Here is an 18,297-nt window from a genome sequence, read left to right as displayed (position 1 = left end):
TGCCAAGGGCCAGCGGGATAACGAGACCTGTGATTCACGCCCGAGCGTGAACCGCAGTTACCAAAATTGATGGAACCCAGTTACCATCAATTCCTGTCATACAGGCCTCCATGAACACACACGCATCAACTCCCGCACCTGTGCGCCCTGCCGGACCTTGCGGCACCGGGCGCCGTTCGGCCTGTGGCCGCGGGGGCTGCTGACATGCTGGACCGCATCACCGCCTCCCTGACCTCCCTGGCCCCGGCCGAGCAGCGCGTGGGCAAGCTCGTGCTGGCCGACCCGCGCAGCTTTGCGCGCCTGCCCGTGCGCGAGCTGGCAGAGCGCGCCCATGTGAGCAAGCCCACCGTGGTGCGGTTTTGCCGCAGCATGGGTTACGACGGCCTGGCCGACTTCAAGCTCAAGCTGGCGGGCAGCGTGAGCGAGGGCGTGCCCTTCATCCACCGCAGCGTGGATGCCGACGACAAGACCGGCGACGTGCTGGTGAAGGTGGTGGACAACGCCGTGGCCGCCTTTTTGCAGTACCGCAATGCCGCCAGCACCGTGGCGCTGGAGCGTGCGGCCGAAGCCATCGCCGCCACCTGGAAGACGGGGCGGCGCATCGAGTTCTATGGCGTGGGCAATTCGGGCATCGTGGCCCAGGATGCGCAGCACAAGTTCTTTCGGCTGGGCGTGACGTCCATCGCCACCAGCGACGGCCACATGCAGGTGATGAGCGCCACCCTGCTCGGCCCGGGTGACTGCCTGGTGATCATCTCCAACTCGGGCCGTACGCGCGACCTGATGGATTCGGCCGACATCGCGCGCAAGAACGGCGCCACCACCATCGCCATCACGGCCAGCGGCTCGCCACTGGCCAGCACCTGCCAGATCCACCTGGCCGCCGACCACCCCGAAGGCTACGACCGCTACAGCCCCATGGTGTCGCGGCTCATGCACCTGTTGATCATCGACGTGCTGGCCACCTGCGTGGCCCTGCGCATCGGCGCGCCGCTGCAACCCATCCTGCAGCAGATGAAAGAGAACCTGCGCGCCAAACGCTACGCGTAGGCAGCCCCTTGCCTTTTACGCAGCGGCCGGTGCCCAGCGCTTGAGCACCAGCGTTGCGTTCACACCACCAAAACCAAAGCCGTTGAGCATGGCGTGCTCCAGCGCCATCGGGCGGCTCTTGAGGGCCACCATGTCCAGCCCCTCGGCCAGTTCATCGGGCTGCTCCAGGTTCAGCGTGCCGGGCACGATCTGGTCGCGCAGGGCCAGCGTGGTGAAGATGGCCGCCACGGCCCCGGCCGCCCCCAGCAGGTGGCCCGTGGCCGCCTTGGTGGAGGCGATGGCTACCGATTTTCCGGTGCCGAACACGCGCCGGATGGCAGCGAGCTCGCCCCGGTCGCCCACGTAGGTGGAGGTGGCATGGGCGTTGAGGTGCTGCACCTCGCTGGCCGCCAGGCCCGCCTGGGCCAGCGCGATCTCCATCGCGCGCCGCGCGCCATCGCCGTCCTCCGGGCCGGAGGTGATGTGGTGGGCGTCGGCCGAGGTGCCATAGCCCACGACCTCGGCCAGCGGCGTGGCGCCGCGCGCCAGCGCATGCTCCAGCGATTCGATCACCAGCATGCCCGCGCCCTCGCCCATCACGAAGCCATCGCGGCCCGCATCGAAGGGGCGCGATGCCTGCTCGGGATGCTCCGCGAAGCCGGTGGACAGCGCCTTGGCCGCCGCGAAGCCGCCCAGGCTCACGCGGTCGATGGTGGCCTCGGTGCCACCGCAGACGGCAATGTCGGCCTCGCCGCAGCGGATCATGCGCGCGGCGTCGCCAATGGCCTGCACGCTGGCCGCGCAGGCCGTCACGGGGGCACCGATGGGCCCTTTGAGCCCATGGCGTATGGAGACCTGGCCGGCCGCCAGGTTGACCAGGAAGGACGGGATGGTGAACGGCGACAGGCGCTGCGGACCGCGCGTGTCGGTGGTGCGCACGGCCTCGGCAATGGCACCGAAGCCCCCTATGCCCGAGGCGATCACGGTGGCCGTGCGCTGCTGCTCGCGCTCTCCTGTCGGCGCCCAGCCGGCCTGCGCCAGAGCCTGCTGTGCGGCGCCCAGGGCGAAGGGGATAAAGCGGTCCATCTTGCGCTGGTCCTTGGAGCTAGCGACGGTATCGGGGTCCCAGCCGCCTTCGGGGTCCTGCTCCTTCGTGGGCACCGCGCCACCGACCTTGGCCGCCAGCCCCTCCACCACCGCATCGGGCAGGCGGCGCAGGCCCGAGGCCCCTGCCAGCAGGCGGCGCCAGGCCAGTTCCACCCCTACTCCGAGGGGCGAGACCAGGCCCATGCCCGTGATCACCACACGCGGCAGGCGCATGCCCTGGCCCGGTTCCTGGGTTCCCTTGAGTTCATTCACCATCGCTTACCCTTTCAGTGCGCGGCGCAGGCCACGCATTTATGATTGCGGGCGTCATCATAAGTGTGTTGGCGCATTTTGCGTACGACCATCATCAAAAAGAGGTTTCCACCATGAAAGTCTCGAAGGCGCAGGCCGCAGAAAACCGCCAGGGCATTCTGGATGCGGCGGCGCGCCTGTACCGCGAGCGCGGCCTGGCGGGGGTGGGCGTGGCCGATATCACGCGCGATGCGGGCCTGACCCACGGCGGCCTGTACCGGCACTTTGAAAACAAGGATGCGCTGGTGCGCGAAGCCTGCGCGCGCGCCTTCGACTGGTCGATTGCGCCGCTTGACGGCATGGGCGCAGTCATGGGCACCGGTCCCCAGGGCCTGGCGGCGCGGGTTACCAGCTACCTCTCGCCCCAACACCGCGACCACCCGGGAGAGGGCTGCCCGGCAGCCGCGCTGGCAGTGGACGCAGCCAGGGCGGGCAGCGACCTGTCCGAAGTGTTTGCCCAGGGCATAGAACGCAACATCGAGCGCTTTGCGCGCGTGATCGAGGGCCTGGAGGCTAAAGACGCAAGCAAGCCAAGTGCTGAGGGCTGCGAACGCGCCATGCAGATGCTGGCCACCATGGTGGGCGGTCTGGTGCTGGCCCGCGCCACCGCCGCAGGGCGGCCGGCGCTGTCCGACGAGATCCTGGCCACGCTGCGCAATCACCTGATTGCCGAGCACAAGCGCCCCTGAAAGACCAGTACCGCCAGGAGCCCCCATTGGAAAGGGCTCCCGCAGGAGCCCGATCATGCACCGGCACGGCGTGCCAGCACTTACTGGATGCGCCCCTCTTCCACCGCATGGCAGGCAATGCGGATGCCGCCGATGTTCAGCAACTGGGGGCGCTCGGTGCGGCAGCGGTCGTTCACATGCGGGCAGCGCGGGTTGAAGGCGCAGCCGGGTGGCGGGTTGAGCGGGTTGGGCACCTCGCCCTGCACAGGGGTGCGGGCCTTGCCAGTGTCGTGCATCTTGGGAATGGCGTCGAGCAGCATGCGCGTATACGGGTGGCGCGGGTGGTCGAACAAGGTGTGCTTGTCGGCCAGCTCCACCAGGCGGCCCAGGTACATCACGCCGACCTGGTCGCTCACGTGGCGCACCACGGCCAGGTTGTGCGAGATGAACAGGTAGGTCAGGTGGCGCTCGCGCTGCAGGTCCTTCATGATGTTGAGCACCTGCGCCTGCACCGACACGTCGAGCGCCGAAGTGGGCTCATCGCACACCAGGAACTCGGGCTCGGTGGCCAGGGCGCGCGCAATCGAGATGCGCTGGCGCTGCCCGCCCGAGAACTGGTGCGGGTACTTGACCATGTCCAGCGGCGACAGGCCCACCGACTTCAGCAGCTCGCCCACGCGCTGCTTGAGCTCGGCCTTGTCGGTGATCAGGCCGTGCTCGCGCAGCGGCTCGCCAATGATGTCCTCGACCAGCCAGCGCGGGTTCAGGCTGGCGTAGGGGTCCTGGAAGATCATCTGGATGCGCCGGCGCATGGCGCGCGCATCGTTGCCCTTGAACGCGGCGTGGGCGTCCTGGTTGTCGAAGGTGAGGCCACCGCGCGTGGGCTCATACAGGCCCACCAGCAGGCGGGCCACGGTGCTCTTGCCGCAGCCCGACTCGCCCACCAGGGCCAGGGTCTTGCCCTTTTCGATCTCGAAGCTCACGCCGTCCACCGCATGCAGCAGGGTGCGCGGCTTGCGCTCGATCATGCGGTTGAGCCAGGGGGCGGAGACGTCGAAGGTCTTGGCCAGGTCGTGCGCCTGCACGAGCGGCTTGCCGGGGCTTGCGGTGGTGGAAGGCACGGCGCTCATGCGGACACCTCCGCCGTGGCAGGGGCGTGCAGCCAGCAGGCCGCACGGGTGGAACCGGCAGGCATCAGGTCGGGGCGGTCGACCATGCAGCGGTCGAAGGTCTTGGGGCAGCGCGGGTTGTAGGCGCAGCCCTTGGGGATGGCGTTGAGGCGGGGCATGGCTCCGTCGATCTGGTTCAGGCGTTCACGGTCCACCGCCATGTCGGGGATGGAGGCCATCAGGCCGCTGGTATAGGGGTGGGAGGGCTTGTTGATGACATCGTGCACGGGGCCGATCTCGGCCACGCGGCCGGCGTACAGCACGGCCACGCGGTCGCAGGTCTCGGCGATCACGCCCATGTCATGCGTGATCAGCATGACGGCGGCACCGCGCGATTTGCAGATGTTCTTGAGCAGCGTGATGATCTGCGCCTGGATGGAAACGTCCAGGGCCGTGGTCGGCTCGTCGGCGACGATGAGCTTGGGCTCGGCCGCCAGGGCCAGGGCGATCACCACGCGCTGGCGCATGCCGCCCGAGAACTGGTGCGGGTAGTGGTCAATGCGCTCGGCCGCAGCCGGGATGCCGGTGTCCTGCAGCAGCGCGATGGCGCGCTGGCGCGCCTCGGCGGCATTCACGGGCAGGTGGGCGAGGATGGTCTCGGTGAGCTGGCGGCCCACGGTGTACAGCGGGTTCAGCGAGGTCAGCGGGTCCTGGAAGATGGCGCCGATGCGCCGCCCCCGGATGTGCCGCATCTGGTCGTTGCTGAGGTTGTCGATGCGCTGGCCCTCCAGCAGGATCTGGCCGGAGGCCACGCGGCCCGGCGGTTCGAGCAGGCCGATGATGGCCGCGCCGGTGAGCGACTTGCCCGCGCCGGACTCTCCCACCACGCCAAGGATCTCGCCGGGCGCAATGGAAAAGGAGATGTCGTCCAGGGCGCGCAGGGTACCGCGGCGGCTCGGGAATTCGACAACGAGGTTTTTGACTTCAAGAAGACTCATGGGAATATCGCTTTTCTTGTTCTTGTTCAACGCAGGCGCGGGTTGAGTGCGTCGCGCAGCCAGTCGCCCAGCAGGTTCACGGACAAAGCGATCAGCACCAGCATGGCGCCGGGGAACACCGTGATCCACCACTCACCGGAAAACAGGTAATCGTTGCCGATGCGAATCAGCGTACCCAGCGATGGCGAGGTGGGCGGGGCGCCCACGCCCAGAAAGGACAGCGTGGCCTCGGTGATGATGGCGGTGGCCACCTGGATGGTGGCGAGCACCATCACCGGCCCCATGACGTTGGGCAGCACATGCTTGCGCATGATGCGCAGCGACGAAACGCCCGTGACGCGGGCAGCCTGCACGTATTCCTTGTTGCGCTCGACCAGGGTGGAGCCGCGCACGGTGCGCGCGTACTGCACCCAGCCGGTCAGCGAGATCGAGATGATGAGCACCCCGAAGGCCAGCGACTCGTGCGCGTTGGGGAACAGCGCCCGGCCGACGCCTGCGATCAAGAGCGCCACCAGGATGGCGGGGAAGGACAGCATCACGTCGCACAGGCGCATGAGCACCGCGTCGATCCAGCCACCGCGAAAGCCGGCCAGCAGGCCGAAGGCCACGCCGACGACCACCGACAGCAGCACCGAGGCGAAGCCCACCACCAGGGAGATGCGGGCGCCGTAGATCAGCGCCGAGAGGATGTCGCGCCCCTGGTCGTCGGTGCCCAGGGGGTATTTCATGGAGCCCTCCGCAATCCAGGCGGGGGGCAACCGGGCGTCGCCGAGTTCCAGCGTCGCCAGGTCAAAGGGGTTGTGGGGGGCGACCCATCCTGCAAACAGGGAGCAGAACAGGCATATCAGGGCGATCACTGCCGCGACGATGGCCATTGGCGATGTGCGAAAGCTGTAGCCAACGTCGCTGTCAAACCAGCGGGCAAGGGTTGTTTTCATTGTGGGAAACCAGTGGGCAGACAGCACGCACGGCGCGGGTAGCGGTCGTGGTGGCTGTCTGCTGAAATGTCCGTCTCTAACTAACTCACTAACTCGGTCAACTGCAGCGGGCTTACTTGATGCTCATCCACTTGAAGGGCATGAAGTTGTCGGCCAGTTGGACCAGCGTGACCTTCTTGCTCACGCCCCAGGCCAGCGCCTGCTGGTGCAGGGGCAGCGTGCCCACGTCGGCGGCATGGATGTCGAAGGCTTCCTTGATCATGGCGTTGCGCTTGGTCTTGTCGGTCTCAGACTGGATCTTCTTGGTCAGCTCGTCCACCTTGGGGTTGCAGTACGAGCCCAGGTTGAACTGGCCCGTGCCCTTGTCGTCCACGCAGGCCACCAGCGCATTGAGGGCGTTGTGCGAGTCGTAGGTGGCAGGCGTCCAGCCCAGCATGTAAAAGCTGGTGTCACGGCGCAGGATCTTGGGGAAGTAGGTGCCCTTGGTCTCGGCCTGCAGGTTGATCTTGACGTTGATGCGCGAGAGGTTGGCAGCCACGGTCTGGCAGATGCGGCCGTCGTTCACGTAGCGGTCGTTGGGGCAGTTCATCGACACTTCGAAGCCGTTGGGATAGCCGGCTTCGGCCATGAGCTTCTTGGCGGCTTCCACGTCGTAGGGCAGGCGCTTGGCATCGGGCTGGAAGCCGTTGATGCCGGGGCCCACGAGCAATGCGGACGGGTTGGAAGCGCCACGCATCACGGTCTTCTTGATGCCTTCGATGTCGATGGCCTGGTAGAAGGCCTGGCGCACGCGCTTGTCCTTGAAGGGGTTCTTGCCCTTGACGTTGGAATACAGCAGCTCGTCGCGCTTCTGGTCCATGCCCAGGAAGATGGTGCGCAGCTCGGGGCCGGTGATGGCGCGGGTGTTGGCGCTGGTGTTGACGCGGTCGATGTCCTGCACGGGCACCGGCTCCATCACGTCCACTTCGCCCGACAGCAAGGCCGCCACGCGGGTGGCATCGTTGCCGATGGGGGTGAACACCACTTCGGTGGCGTTGCCTTCGATCTTGCCCCAGTAACTGCCGTTGCGCGTGAACACCGAACGCACGTTGGGCTGGCGCTCGCGCAGGCGGAAGGGACCCGTGCCGTTGGCCTTGAACGATGCGGCGTTCTCGACACCCTTGCGGCGGTCCACGGGGACGGTGGCCTGGTTGGTCTCGCACCACTTCTTGCTCATCATGTACACCAGCGAGACAACGTCGGGCAGGATGGGGAAGGGGCTTTTGGTTTCGATCTCGACGGTGTGGTCGTCGATCTTGCGCACTTCCTTGAAGTCGTTGGTGTAGCTCTTCATGTCCGAGCCTTCGACCTGGGTGCGGGCGAAGCTGAACAGCACGTCGTCGGCCGTGAAGGGGGTGCCGTCATGGAATTGCACGCCCTTGCGCAGCTCGAAGCGCCACACGGTGGGGGAGGTCTGCTTCCAGCTGGTGGCCAGGGCCGGGGCCAGGCTCAGGTCCTTGTTGCGGCCGACCAGCGGCTCGTAGACATTGCCGGTGACGCTCAGCTGCAGCGATTCGTTGAGCGAATGCGGGTCCATGGACAGCGAGTCGCCCTGGTTGGCCACGCGGATGGTCTGCGCATGGGACACCACGCTGGACGCTGCCAGCGCGGCAAACAAGGCCGTCATGGCGATTTTTTTCTGGAATGTCATGCAATGCTCCTGGTGGGTGAAAGGGGGGTGACGGTACAAGGGGAAAAAGGCGCCGGCACCTGCTGCTCCGTCAGAGCGTGGGCAGGGGCATGGCCTGCTCGATCAGGCTGGCATGCAGTGCCGAGCCCAGCGGCAGGATGTCGTCGTTGAAGTCGTAGCGGCTGTTGTGCAGCGCGCTGCCGCTGGCGCCCGTGCCCTGCCCTATGCGCAGGTAGGCCCCGGGTTTGTCCTGCAGCATGAAGGAGAAGTCCTCGGCGCCCATGCTGGGCTCCAGGTCGCGCACCACGTGGTCCGCGCCCAGCAGCGATTCGGCAACGTTGCCGGCGAAGAGCGCCTCGTCCTCGGAATTGATGGTGGCCGGGTAGATGCGTTCGTAGTGCACTGTGGCCGTGGCGCCGAAGCCCAGCGCAATCGCGCTGCACAGCTCCTTGAGGCGCTTTTCGACCATCTCCTGCACCAGCGGATTGAAGGTGCGCACGGTGCCCACCAGCGTGGCCGAGCCCGGTAGCACGCTGAAGGCCCCGAGGTCACCGGCCTGCATGGCGCACAGGCTGACCACCGCGCCATCGAGCGGGCGTACGTTGCGCGAGACGATGGTCTGCGCGGCGGTGATGATGTGCGCGGCCACCAGCATCACGTCCACCGTCTGGTAGGCGTGCGCGCCATGGCCGCCGCGGCCGGTGATCTCGATGGTGATGCGGTCGGCCGCCGCCATCATGGCGCCGGAGTTCAGGCCCACCGTGCCGGGCGCCATGGCCGGCCAGTTGTGCATGGCGAAGATCGACTGCACGGGAAAGCGCTCGAACAGGCCGTCTTCCATCATCACGCGGGCGCCGGCAAAGCCTTCCTCGCCGGGCTGGAACACCAGCACAGCCTTGCCGTCGAAATTGCGGGTTTCGGCCAGGTAGCGGGCGGCGCCCACCAGCATGGCTGTGTGGCCGTCGTGGCCGCAGCCGTGCATCAGGCCCTGCTTGCAGGACTTCCAGGAAAAGTCGTTGTGCTCGGTGAGCGGCAGCGCGTCCATGTCGGCACGCAGGCCCACCATGGAGCCGCTGGCCGTGCTGCGCCCGCGGATCACCGCCACCAGCCCGGTGCGGCCGATGCCGTCGTGGATTTCGTCCACGCCGCAGACCTTGAGCGCCTCCTTGACCCGGGCACCGGTGTAGACCTCTTCGAAGCCCAGTTCGGGGTGCGCGTGCAGGTCGCGGCGCAGGGCCGTCAGCTCCGGATGGAACTGGGCGATGTGCGCAAAGGCACGGCCGCCCGCCTTGAGTCGAGGCACCTGCATTTCAATGGCCTCCCGCCTTGCCCACGCGCAGACGCGGGTCGACCGCGAAGTACAGCAGATCGACCACCAGGTTGATGACCACGAAGATCAGGGCAATCAGGCACAGATAGGCGGCCATCACGGGGATGTCGGCAAAGGTCACGGCCTGGATGAACAAGAGGCCCATGCCAGGCCACTGGAACACGGTTTCGGTGATGATGGCAAAGGCGATCAGGCCACCGAGCTGCAGGCCGGTGATGGTCATCACGGGCACCAGCGTGTTCTTGAGCGCATGGCCGAAGTGGATGGCCCGGTTGGACAGGCCCCGGGCGCGCGCGAACTTGATGTAGTCGGTGCGCAGCACCTCCAGCATTTCAGCGCGCACCAGGCGCATGATCAGCGTGAGCTGGAAGATCGCCAGCGTCACCGCCGGCAGGACGATGTGGTGCCAGCCCTTGGCCTTGAGCAGGCCAGTGCTCCACCAGCCCATCTGCACCACCTCGCCACGACCGAAGCTCGGGAACCAGCCCAGGTGCACGGCAAACACCAGGATCAGCAGGATGCCGATCAGGAAGGTGGGCAGCGAGACGCCCAGCAGCGACAGCGTCATGAACAGCTGGCTGGTGAAGGTGCCGCGCTTCAAGGCCGCGTACACGCCCATGGGCACGCCGATCGCCAGGGCCATCACGGCCGCTACCAGCGACAGCTCCAGCGTGGCGGGAAAGCGCTCGGCGATCAGGCGCGAGACCTTGGCGCCCTGGCGCAGGCTCAGGCCGAATTCGCCCTGGGCCGCATTCACGAGGAAGTGGCCGAACTGCACGAAGAAAGGTTTGTCCAGGCCCAGCGCCACGCGCAATTCTCGGATCTGGTCGGGGGTTGCGTCCTGGCCCAGCAAGAACACCACGGGGTCTCCGACGTACTGGAACAGCATGAAGGAGATGAAGGCCACGGCGACCATGACGATCACGGCCTGGATCAGGCGGCGCAAAATAAAGGCAAGCATCAGAGAGTCGAGTGTGTATTCGATGGGACGCCTTGGCCACTTTTGGTGGCGGGGCGCTCGTGGGGGTCGTGTCGAAAAAAAACCAGGGAGAGCAAAGGCCCCTGAGGCCCTTGCCCTCCCTCTGCAAGGATAGATCAGTTCACCTTGACCGTACGCATGTCCACGCGGTTATCGGCGCGGTGGACGACCTCGATGTTCTTCTTCATGGCCCATGGGATCACCTGGTCATACAGGGGAATGTGCGAGACGGTGTCGTTGGACAGTTGCAGCGCCTCGGTCAGCATGCGGGTGCGCACGGGGGCATCGGTCTCGGCCTTGATGCGGTCCACCAGGTAGTCCATGCGCTGGTTGCTGTAGCGGCCCACGTTGTAGTTGCCGTCACCGCCCTGGCCCACGGTGCGCACCAGCGATTGCAGGCTGTACAGCGCGTCGAAGGTCGGCACGCCCCAGCCGAGCATGTAGATGCTGGCTTCGTAGCGCTGGATCATGGGGAAATAGGTCACCAGCGGCAGCGTGCGCAGCTTGGCCTTCACGCCGATGCGCGACCACATGGCGGTCACGGCCTGGCAGATAGCTTCGTCGTTGATGTAGCGGTTGTTGGGGCAGGCAAAGTCCACCTCGAAGCCATCGGGGTAGCCGGCTTCTGCCAGCAGCTTCTTGGAGGCATCGACGCTGTAGGGGAAGCGCTTGCCCACGGCTTCGGTGTAGCCTGCCACCTGCGGTGCCACGAGCGTGCCGGTGGGCTTGCCCAGGCCGCGCAGGGTGACGCGCTCCAGCGCGGCCGTGTCGATGGCCTGGTACAGCGCCTTGCGCACCTTGACATCCTTGAGCGGGTTCTTGCCCTTGACGTTGGAGCCGGGCAGCTCTTCGCGGAACTGGTCCATGCCCAGGAAGATGGTGCGGTTTTCGAGGCCGTCGATCACCTTCAGGTTGGTGTCCTGGCGCAGGCGGCCCAGGTCCTGGGGTGCGGGGTCGAGCACCATGTCCACCTCACCCGAGAGCAGCGCGGCGATGCGGGTCGCAGCCGACTTGATGGGGGTGTAGACGATCTCCGTCACGTTGCCGTCCATCTTGCCCCACCAGTTGGGGTTGCGCTTGAACACCATCTTCACGTCGGGCTGCCAGGAGTCGAGCGTGTAGGGACCCGTGCCCATGGCATTGCGGTGGGCAAAATTCTCGTCCGTGCCCTTGATGTCCTTGGGTTCCACGGACTTGTTCTTTTCGGCCCAGGCCTTGCTCATCATGCGCAACTCGGTCATCTGGCGCAGCAGCACGGGGTTGGGAGCCGACAAGATGATGTCAACGGTCTGTGCATCGACCTTGTTGACCTTGCTGATGCCCTGCACGTAGGGTGTGAAGTTGGAGGTCTTGGCCATGGCCCGCTGCAGCGAGTACACGGCATCGTCGGCAGTGAACGCCGAGCCATCATGGAACTTGACGCCCTGGCGCAGCGTGAAACGCACCTGCGTGGGGGTCACTTCCTTCCAGGCGGTTGCCAGAACGGGCTCCACCTCGAAAGTCTTGCTGTTGTAGTACACCAGGCTTTCATACACATTGGCATGGATGCCGTTTTGCAATGCATTGTTTTGGGAATGAATATCCCACGTAGCGATTTCGCCCTGGCTCGCCCATTTGAATGGTTTGGCATGCGCTCCCGTGGCCATCAGCATGGCGGCAGCTGCGGCAATCGACAGCAGGCTGAGATTGAGTTTCATGAAACCTCTTCAACAATGTAAAAGTTTTACTATGCAGTAAATAGCGGCCATCGGCCAACGGGAAATCCCTGAATCCCGCCCCCTCGCGAGGGACTATTTGTGCCCCGGTGAAGCCCATTGGCATGCAAGTAAGGTGCCAGCCCCATGCCGCCCTTCACGACCACTGGGTGATCGGTCGGCAGGCCTTGCAGGGCCTGGATCCGGGCATTTGCACCACGGCAGCCCACGGCTTGGGGGTTTCCGCTCTGCCGGGCCGAGGCAAGGCCGCCACCGCCCCCTGCACAAGCCACCCTCCACCCGCGCAATCACCCTTGCGCCACGTGGCCAGGGGAGATACTTGTCGGCCCATTCAAAATGCCCGACCAGTGCAACCCATTTGCCAATCGATGGCGGCGCGCAATAAAAACAATGAGCATCGGAAATAAAAAAAGCCGCCCGAAGGCGGCTTTTTTTGTATTCGTCCATTGATGGCTGGCATATAGCCAACCGTCAATATCAGAAGCTGTGGCGAATACCGAAGTCGTAACCGCTGGAGTTGCGGCCAGCTGCAGTCACGGAACCGTTCAGAGCTTGAGCGGCGCCGTTCTTGTTCTTCACAGCAGCTGCGGTAGCGTACACAGCGGTGCGCTTCGACAGGTTGTGCACGTAGCCCAGGGCAAACTTGTTGCTACGTGGGTCAGGACCAGCGACGTCCACTTCGTACGTGGAGTAAGCCAGACGGATTTCGCCAGCGCCCACGGGGATCAGACCACCGATGAGCCAGCCTCGGCCTTCAGCGCCGTTCTTGATGTCGTCGCTGTTGTAGTGAGCCATGACCTTGGCCATGCCGAAGTCATACTGACCACCCAGGTTCCAAGCCTTGATGTCGGCGTTCAGGAACTTGGTTTGTGACACGGCCAGAGCCACATTGATGGGGCCGTTGGCCCAACCAGCGCGCAGTGCCAGGCCGTTGCCGTCCTTCTTGTTGGCAACGTTGCTCAGGTTTTCACCCATGTAGTACTGTGCCTGGCCGTAGAAACCGCCCAGGTTGCCTGGCAGGAAGTAGCCGATGGCGTTCGAAGCGCGGATGGTGGTTGGGCCACCCAGGCTGGAGTTCAGCGTTTGGGTCGTGCCAACACCGTTCGTGCCGAACGGATCGAACACGGTCAGGTTCCAGAATTGTGGGGTGTAGTCACGGCCCAGACGCACTTCACCGAAGCCGCCGTTCAGGCTAACCGTCGAACGACGGTTGAACACCAGACCGCCGTTGCTGTTAGCGCCGGTGGTTTGGTTGTTGGTGTTGGTCGAACCGCCACGGCCGTCGTCGTTGGTCAGGCCGGCTTCCAGCCAGAACGAAGCAGACAGGCCACCGCCCAGATCTTCAACGCCGCGGAAACCCAGACGGCTGCTGTTGTAGCCGGAGTTCGTCAGTTGCGAACGGTTGGCCACGCTGCCGTTGCCGTAGGCGTAGGTTGCGTCAACCACGCCGAACAGCGTCACGGACGATTGAGCCATTGCAGCGCCGGAAGCAGCCAGCACAGCCAGGGCAATCAGGGATTTTTTCATTGCGAGTTACTCCAAGGTTAAACATAGGGCGCCGGTACGGGGGGTCTAGGAGTGCCTTGCACCTGCTCAGTCCCGCCGGTTCCCCGGGCCAACCTCCTGGTGGGGAAGTTGTTCTTATTGCACCAGAGCCCGACCCGTTTCGCAAAGGAATTCACCCACAATTGGCCCGAAAGGGAGATTTCGTTGCAGTGTTGCAACATTTCAGTGCACCCCGGCAAAATCCCCCACCTGTGCACCAGCAAAGTGCCTTCCGGCCGTTTTTTGGCATGGCGGCATTTGTGTCCATGTGCAACACCTGTTTCCACATCCATCCTCCCCTCACACCCGCCATGGACGCCTTCCTGACCGCCGCCGACAACGCCTTGCGCACCCTTTTTGCAACACCCCGCGCATCGCACGCATCCCCCGCCACCGCCCATGCCGAGGCCGTACTGACCCCGGCACAGCGGAAGCTGGCGGGGTCGCTGATGCGCGTCAACCACGTGGGCGAAGTCTGTGCGCAGGCGCTCTACACCGCCCAGGCAGCCGTCACCCGCGATGAACCGCTGCGCCAGCACCTGCTCGCGGCGGCACGGGAAGAAACCGACCACCTGGCCTGGACCCAGGAGCGGCTGGACGCCCTGGGCGCCCGGCCGAGTGTGCTCAACCCCCTGTGGTTCGCGGGGGCATTCGCCCTGGGCCTCGTGGCGGCCAAGGTCAGCGACCAGGTCAGCCTGGGCTTTGTGGCAGAAACCGAGAATCAGGTGGCCGCCCACCTACAGAGGCACCTGGCACGCCTGCCTGCTGAGGACCTGGCCTCGCGCGCCGTGGTGGCGCGCATGAAGGACGACGAGGAGCGCCATGCCGCGCAGGCCCTGGCCGAAGGCGCCACCGTGCTGCCGGCACCGGCCCGCGCCCTTATGCGGGCCGCCGCCAAGGTCATGACGACCACGGCACACCACATCTGACGCTGGCGTCTGCGCGGGTGCCCAGGAAAAGAGGCTTCAGCCCTCCAAGACCTCGAAGCCGGTGGTGATCTCGGCCGTCTTGCCCAGCATGATGCTGGCCGAGCAGTATTTTTCGTGGCTCATGGCGATCGCGCGCTCCACGGCGGCGGGGGGAATGCCCTTGCCGGTCACGGTGAATTGCATGTGGATCTTCGTGAACACCTTGGGATCGACCGGCGCGCGCTCCGTGGTCAGCTTGACGCTGCAGCCGCGCACGTCGTGGCGCCCGCGCTTCAAGATCAGCACCACGTCATAGGCGGTGCAGCCGCCCGTGCCGGCCAGCACGGTCTCCATGGGGCGGGGCGCCAGGTTCTGCCCGCCATTGGCCGGGTTGGCCGCATCGGGCGCGCCATCCATGGTCAGGACGTGGCCGCTGCCGGTTTCCGCCACAAACCCCATTCCCGAGCGGGTACCGGCGCCGCCGGTCCAGCTGACTGTGCATTCCATGTGTGTTTCTCCTCAGTAGTTCATCAAAAAACGTGGCTTTTTTCACGAAATGGACGGGCCACTCCAAAAAATGCGTTGGATTTTGCTGCATCGCAGCATCCTCTGCGCTAATATTGCGCCATGCGTTGCCCTTTTATCGAAAAGGGACAGGTTCTGGAGAGATATCTCCGCCACCTCCAACGCGCCGATTGTCTCCTCCATCTCCTCAAAGGATGGATTCAGCCCCGGGCTTTGCGGCCTGGGGCTTTTTTTTGCCCGGACGGGACCATCGGCACCGCCTGCATCCCGGGCGGCAAGGACCAAGAACCTGAACAGGTTCTAACACCTATGATGTGTGCCCCGCCCGCATGGGCGGCGCGCGCCACAGCCTGCCCCTTGCCATGACCCACGACCTGACCCCCGCCGACTACCTCAAGAAAATCCTCACCGCCCGTGTGTACGACGTGGCGATCGAGTCGGACCTGGAGCCGGCCCGCGACCTGAGCCGCCGCCTGAAGAACCGCGTGCTGCTCAAGCGCGAGGACCAGCAGGCGGTGTTCAGCTTCAAGCTGCGCGGCGCCTACAACAAGATGGCGCACCTCACCCCCGGCCAGCTGCAGCGTGGCGTGATCTGCGCCTCGGCCGGCAACCATGCCCAGGGCGTGGCCATGAGCGCCAGTAAGCTCGGCGCCCGCGCCGTGATCGTGATGCCCACCACCACGCCCCAGGTCAAGGTGGATGCCGTGCGCACGCTGGGTGGTGAGGTGGTGCTGCATGGCGAGAGCTATTCCGACGCCTACCAGCACGCTGCCGAGTTGCAGGCCAAGGAAGGCCTGACCTTCGTGCACCCGTTCGACGACCCGGACGTGATCGCTGGCCAGGGCACCATCGCCATGGAGATCCTGCGCCAGCTGCAGCGCCTGGGCAGCAATCGCCTGGACGCGGTGTTCGTGGCCATCGGCGGCGGCGGCCTGGTGAGCGGCGTGGCCAACTACATCAAGGCCGTGCGCCCGGAGATCAAGGTCATCGGCGTGCAGATGAACGACTCGGACGCCATGATCCAGTCCGTGCGGGCGCATGAACGCGTCACGCTGGCCGACGTGGGCCTGTTCTCCGACGGCACGGCCGTCAAGCTGGTGGGCGAGGAAACCTTCCGCATCGCCAGCGGCCTGGTGGACGAGTTCATCACGGTGGATACCGATGCCGTCTGCGCGGCCATCAAGGACGTGTTCGTGGACACGCGCAGCATCGTCGAGCCCTCGGGCGCGCTGGCCGTGGCGGCCATCAAGCAGTACGTGGAAACGCACCAGACCGAGGGCGAGACCTACGCCGCCATCCTGTGCGGCGCCAACATGAACTTCGACCGCCTGCGCTTCGTCGCCGAGCGCGCCGAGGTGGGCGAGGAGCGCGAAGCCCTGCTGGCCGTGACCATCCCCGAAGAGCGCGGCAGCTTCCGGCGCTTTTGCGAGGTGGTGGGCGCCCTGCCCGGCGGCCCGCGCAACGTGACCGAGTTCAACTACCGCATCAGCGACTCGGCCGAGGCCCATGTGTTCGTGGGCCTCACGGCCCAGGGCAAGGGCGAATCGAAAAAACTCGCGCAGATCTTCACGGAGCACGGCTTCGGTGCGCTGGACCTCACGCACGACGAACTGGCCAAGGAGCACCTGCGCCACCTGGTGGGCGGACACTCTTCGCTGGCCCAGGACGAGCGCCTGCTGCGCTTCGTGTTCCCCGAGCGGCCCGGCGCGCTGCTCAAGTTCCTGAGCCTGATGCAGCCGACCTGGAACATCAGCCTGTTCCACTACCGCAACCAGGGCGCGGACTACGGCCGCATCCTCGTGGGCATGCAGGTACCGCCCGAAGATTCGGCCACCTTCGACGCCTTCCTCGCCACCCTGGGCTACCCCTATGTGGAAGAAACGCTGAACCCGGCCTACCGCCTGTTCCTGCGCGCCAAATAGGCGCAGAGGGCAAGCACCGCGCCACCCCATGCAAGCCCTGCGCCACTACCTGCTGGCCGTGCAGTTCTTCACCCGCATCCCGGTCACCGGGCGGCTGGCCGGCTGGGTGGGCTTCAGCCCCGCCATGCTGCGTGCCAGCGCCGCGCACCTGCCCGGCGTGGGCTGGCTCGCTGCGGCTGTGGCGGCGGGGGTGTACGCGGCGCTGGCAATGGCCCTGGCGCCCAACCCGCTGGCCCCGGCCGTGGCGGCAGTGTTCTGTACCGTGGCCACGGTGCTGCTCACCGGGGGCTTCCATGAGGATGGCCTGGCCGACGTGGCCGATGGCCTGGGCGGCAGCTACGACCGCGAACGGGCGCTGGACATCATGAAGGATTCGCGCGTCGGCGCCTTCGGCGCCATGGCGCTGGTGCTGGCCCTGCTGGCCAAGGTGAGCTTGCTGGCGCTGCTCGGCGTGCACGGCCTGGCCACGGCGCTGGCGGCCCTGGTGGGCGGGCATGTGCTGTCGCGCCTGTGGCCGCTGTTCATCGTGCGCCGCCTGCCGCATGTGGGAGATACCGCCCGCTCCAAGAGCAAGCCGCTGGCCGACCAGATCACCGGCGCGGCGCTGGTGGTGGCGGCGGCCTGGTGCCTGCCCCCGCTGGCGCTGGCCTGGTTCTGGAGCTCCACGGCCATCACCCTCGCCGCCGTCACGCTGAGCGCTCTGGGCGCGGCCTGGATGGCCCGGTGGTTCGCACGGCGCCTGCAGGGCTTTACCGGCGACTGCCTGGGCGCCACCCAGCAGATCGGCGAGATCGGCTTTTACCTGGGTGCCGCGCTGGCCCTGGGGCCGGGCTGAGGGCCTGGCCGTGCAGCTCTGGCTGGTGCGGCATGCGCCGCCCGTGGTGGCCACTGGCACCTGCTACGGCATGCTGGACATGCCGGCAGAGAGTGCCCCCACCCTGGCCTGTGCACAGCACCTGGGCCAGGCCCTGCCCGGCCCGGCACTGGTCTGGCATTCACCCCTGCAGCGGTGCGTGCAGCTCGCCCAGGCCGTGCAGGCCAACCGCCCCGACTGGCAACCCCGGCCCGACGCCCGGCTGCGCGAGATGGATTTCGGCGCCTGGGAGGGCCGCGCCTGGAGCAGCCTGGCCAAGGCCGACATCGATGCCTGGACCGCCGACTTCGCCCACCACCGCCCGGGCGACGGCGAGCCGCTGGCGGACATGCTGGAGCGCGTGGCCCAGGCCCTGCAAGACACGCAGGCGGCGGCGCGGGCCGCCGGCCTGGCCCATGCGGTGTGGCTCACCCATGCGGGCGTGGCCCGCTGCGTGGACTGGCTGCTGCGCCATGGCGACAACGCCACACCATACGCCGACCAATGGCCCGTGCATGCCCCCGCCTGGGGTGAATGGGATACCGTCGACCTGGGATGAAGGCCCTTATTGGCAAAATACCAACAGACCCGCAGGGTAAGCAGAAGCAAACCATGAAAGCACGGGCGTCCACGCCCGAGGCCTGCTGAGCCCCGGAAGGGTCAGAGGCTGGGAATTTTTTGGCCTTGCCCGAAGGGCGCGTCAAAACGCCC

General features: G+C 66.1%; 16 protein-coding genes. 6 read left to right on the top strand and 10 right to left on the bottom strand.

Going from position 1 to position 18,297, the window contains the following annotated elements; genetic code table 11:
- Positions 1-204 precede the first annotated feature (204 nt).
- Entirely contained in the window at positions 205-1,050 is an 846-nt protein-coding gene (locus tag ASE31_RS03925; RefSeq protein ID WP_057200264.1) for a MurR/RpiR family transcriptional regulator, read from the top strand.
- A 15-nt stretch (positions 1,051-1,065) separates the two neighbouring features.
- On the opposite strand, the gene fabF is transcribed toward ASE31_RS03925, so the two are convergent.
- Positions 1,066-2,391: a beta-ketoacyl-ACP synthase II gene (gene fabF, locus ASE31_RS03920; RefSeq protein ID WP_200961063.1), complete on the bottom strand. Its 1,326-nt coding sequence runs from the start codon at positions 2,389-2,391 to the stop codon at positions 1,066-1,068.
- Positions 2,392-2,501: 110 nt separating this feature from the next.
- On the opposite strand from fabF, the gene ASE31_RS03915 reads away from it, so the two are divergent.
- Complete coding sequence (locus tag ASE31_RS03915) at positions 2,502-3,116, top strand: TetR/AcrR family transcriptional regulator (RefSeq protein WP_057200192.1); 615 nt, start codon at positions 2,502-2,504, stop codon at positions 3,114-3,116.
- 80 nt (positions 3,117-3,196) lie between these two features.
- Here the strand turns inward: ASE31_RS03915 and ASE31_RS03910 are convergent, their stop codons facing one another.
- The 8 genes from ASE31_RS03910 to ASE31_RS03875 all read right to left on the bottom strand — a co-directional run bounded on the left by ASE31_RS03910 (position 3,197) and on the right by ASE31_RS03875 (position 13,360).
- The gene (locus ASE31_RS03910; protein WP_057200191.1) at positions 3,197-4,225 is read right to left on the bottom strand and encodes an ABC transporter ATP-binding protein; all 1,029 of its coding nucleotides are present in this window, start codon (positions 4,223-4,225) and stop codon (positions 3,197-3,199) included.
- Complete coding sequence (locus ASE31_RS03905; RefSeq protein WP_057200190.1) at positions 4,222-5,202, bottom strand: ABC transporter ATP-binding protein; 981 nt, start codon at positions 5,200-5,202, stop codon at positions 4,222-4,224. Before ASE31_RS03905 ends, ASE31_RS03910 begins: the two co-directional genes overlap by 4 nt.
- Before the next feature lie 26 nt (positions 5,203-5,228).
- The gene (locus ASE31_RS03900) at positions 5,229-6,140 is read right to left on the bottom strand and encodes an ABC transporter permease (RefSeq protein WP_007856606.1); all 912 of its coding nucleotides are present in this window, start codon (positions 6,138-6,140) and stop codon (positions 5,229-5,231) included.
- Positions 6,141-6,252: 112 nt separating this feature from the next.
- Positions 6,253-7,830: an ABC transporter substrate-binding protein gene (locus tag ASE31_RS03895; RefSeq protein WP_057200189.1), complete on the bottom strand. Its 1,578-nt coding sequence runs from the start codon at positions 7,828-7,830 to the stop codon at positions 6,253-6,255.
- Between the two features lie 70 nt (positions 7,831-7,900).
- Positions 7,901-9,118, bottom strand: a complete 1,218-nt coding sequence (locus ASE31_RS03890) for a M20 aminoacylase family protein (RefSeq protein ID WP_057200188.1) — start codon at positions 9,116-9,118, stop codon at positions 7,901-7,903.
- 1 nt (position 9,119) lies between these two features.
- Positions 9,120-10,100, bottom strand: a complete 981-nt coding sequence (locus ASE31_RS03885; protein WP_057200187.1) for an ABC transporter permease — start codon at positions 10,098-10,100, stop codon at positions 9,120-9,122.
- Positions 10,101-10,234: 134 nt separating this feature from the next.
- Positions 10,235-11,815 (bottom strand): ABC transporter substrate-binding protein, encoded by a 1,581-nt coding sequence (locus ASE31_RS03880; protein ID WP_057200186.1) that lies wholly within the window; start codon positions 11,813-11,815, stop codon positions 10,235-10,237.
- A 495-nt stretch (positions 11,816-12,310) separates the two neighbouring features.
- On the bottom strand, positions 12,311-13,360 hold the full coding sequence (locus ASE31_RS03875) for a porin (protein WP_057200185.1): 1,050 nt from the start codon (positions 13,358-13,360) through the stop codon (positions 12,311-12,313).
- A 329-nt stretch (positions 13,361-13,689) separates the two neighbouring features.
- Between ASE31_RS03875 and coq7 the strand changes: the two genes are divergently transcribed.
- Positions 13,690-14,307 carry a 2-polyprenyl-3-methyl-6-methoxy-1,4-benzoquinone monooxygenase gene (gene coq7, locus ASE31_RS03870; RefSeq protein ID WP_057200262.1) on the top strand — a complete coding sequence of 206 codons (618 nt, stop codon included), beginning with the start codon at positions 13,690-13,692 and terminating at the stop codon, positions 14,305-14,307.
- Positions 14,308-14,343: 36 nt separating this feature from the next.
- Here the strand turns inward: coq7 and ASE31_RS03865 are convergent, their stop codons facing one another.
- Entirely contained in the window at positions 14,344-14,793 is a 450-nt protein-coding gene (locus ASE31_RS03865; protein ID WP_057200184.1) for an OsmC family protein, read from the bottom strand.
- A gap of 380 nt (positions 14,794-15,173) precedes the next feature.
- On the opposite strand from ASE31_RS03865, the gene ilvA reads away from it, so the two are divergent.
- The 3 genes from ilvA to ASE31_RS03850 are packed head-to-tail and all read left to right on the top strand — an operon-like array spanning position 15,174 to position 18,145.
- Entirely contained in the window at positions 15,174-16,733 is a 1,560-nt protein-coding gene (gene ilvA, locus ASE31_RS03860; protein WP_057200261.1) for a threonine ammonia-lyase, biosynthetic, read from the top strand.
- Positions 16,734-16,761: 28 nt separating this feature from the next.
- Positions 16,762-17,568, top strand: coding sequence for an adenosylcobinamide-GDP ribazoletransferase (locus ASE31_RS03855; RefSeq protein ID WP_057200183.1), 807 nt, complete (start codon positions 16,762-16,764; stop codon positions 17,566-17,568).
- A 10-nt stretch (positions 17,569-17,578) separates the two neighbouring features.
- On the top strand, positions 17,579-18,145 hold the full coding sequence (locus tag ASE31_RS03850) for a histidine phosphatase family protein (protein ID WP_255357665.1): 567 nt from the start codon (positions 17,579-17,581) through the stop codon (positions 18,143-18,145).
- Positions 18,146-18,297 lie beyond the last annotated feature (152 nt).

Source organism: Acidovorax sp. Root217, assembly GCF_001428645.1.
Lineage (GTDB): Bacteria > Pseudomonadota > Gammaproteobacteria > Burkholderiales > Burkholderiaceae_C > Acidovorax.
The sequence above is the reverse complement of the archived record's forward strand: the minus strand, read 5'-3'. Positions and strand labels throughout refer to the sequence as shown.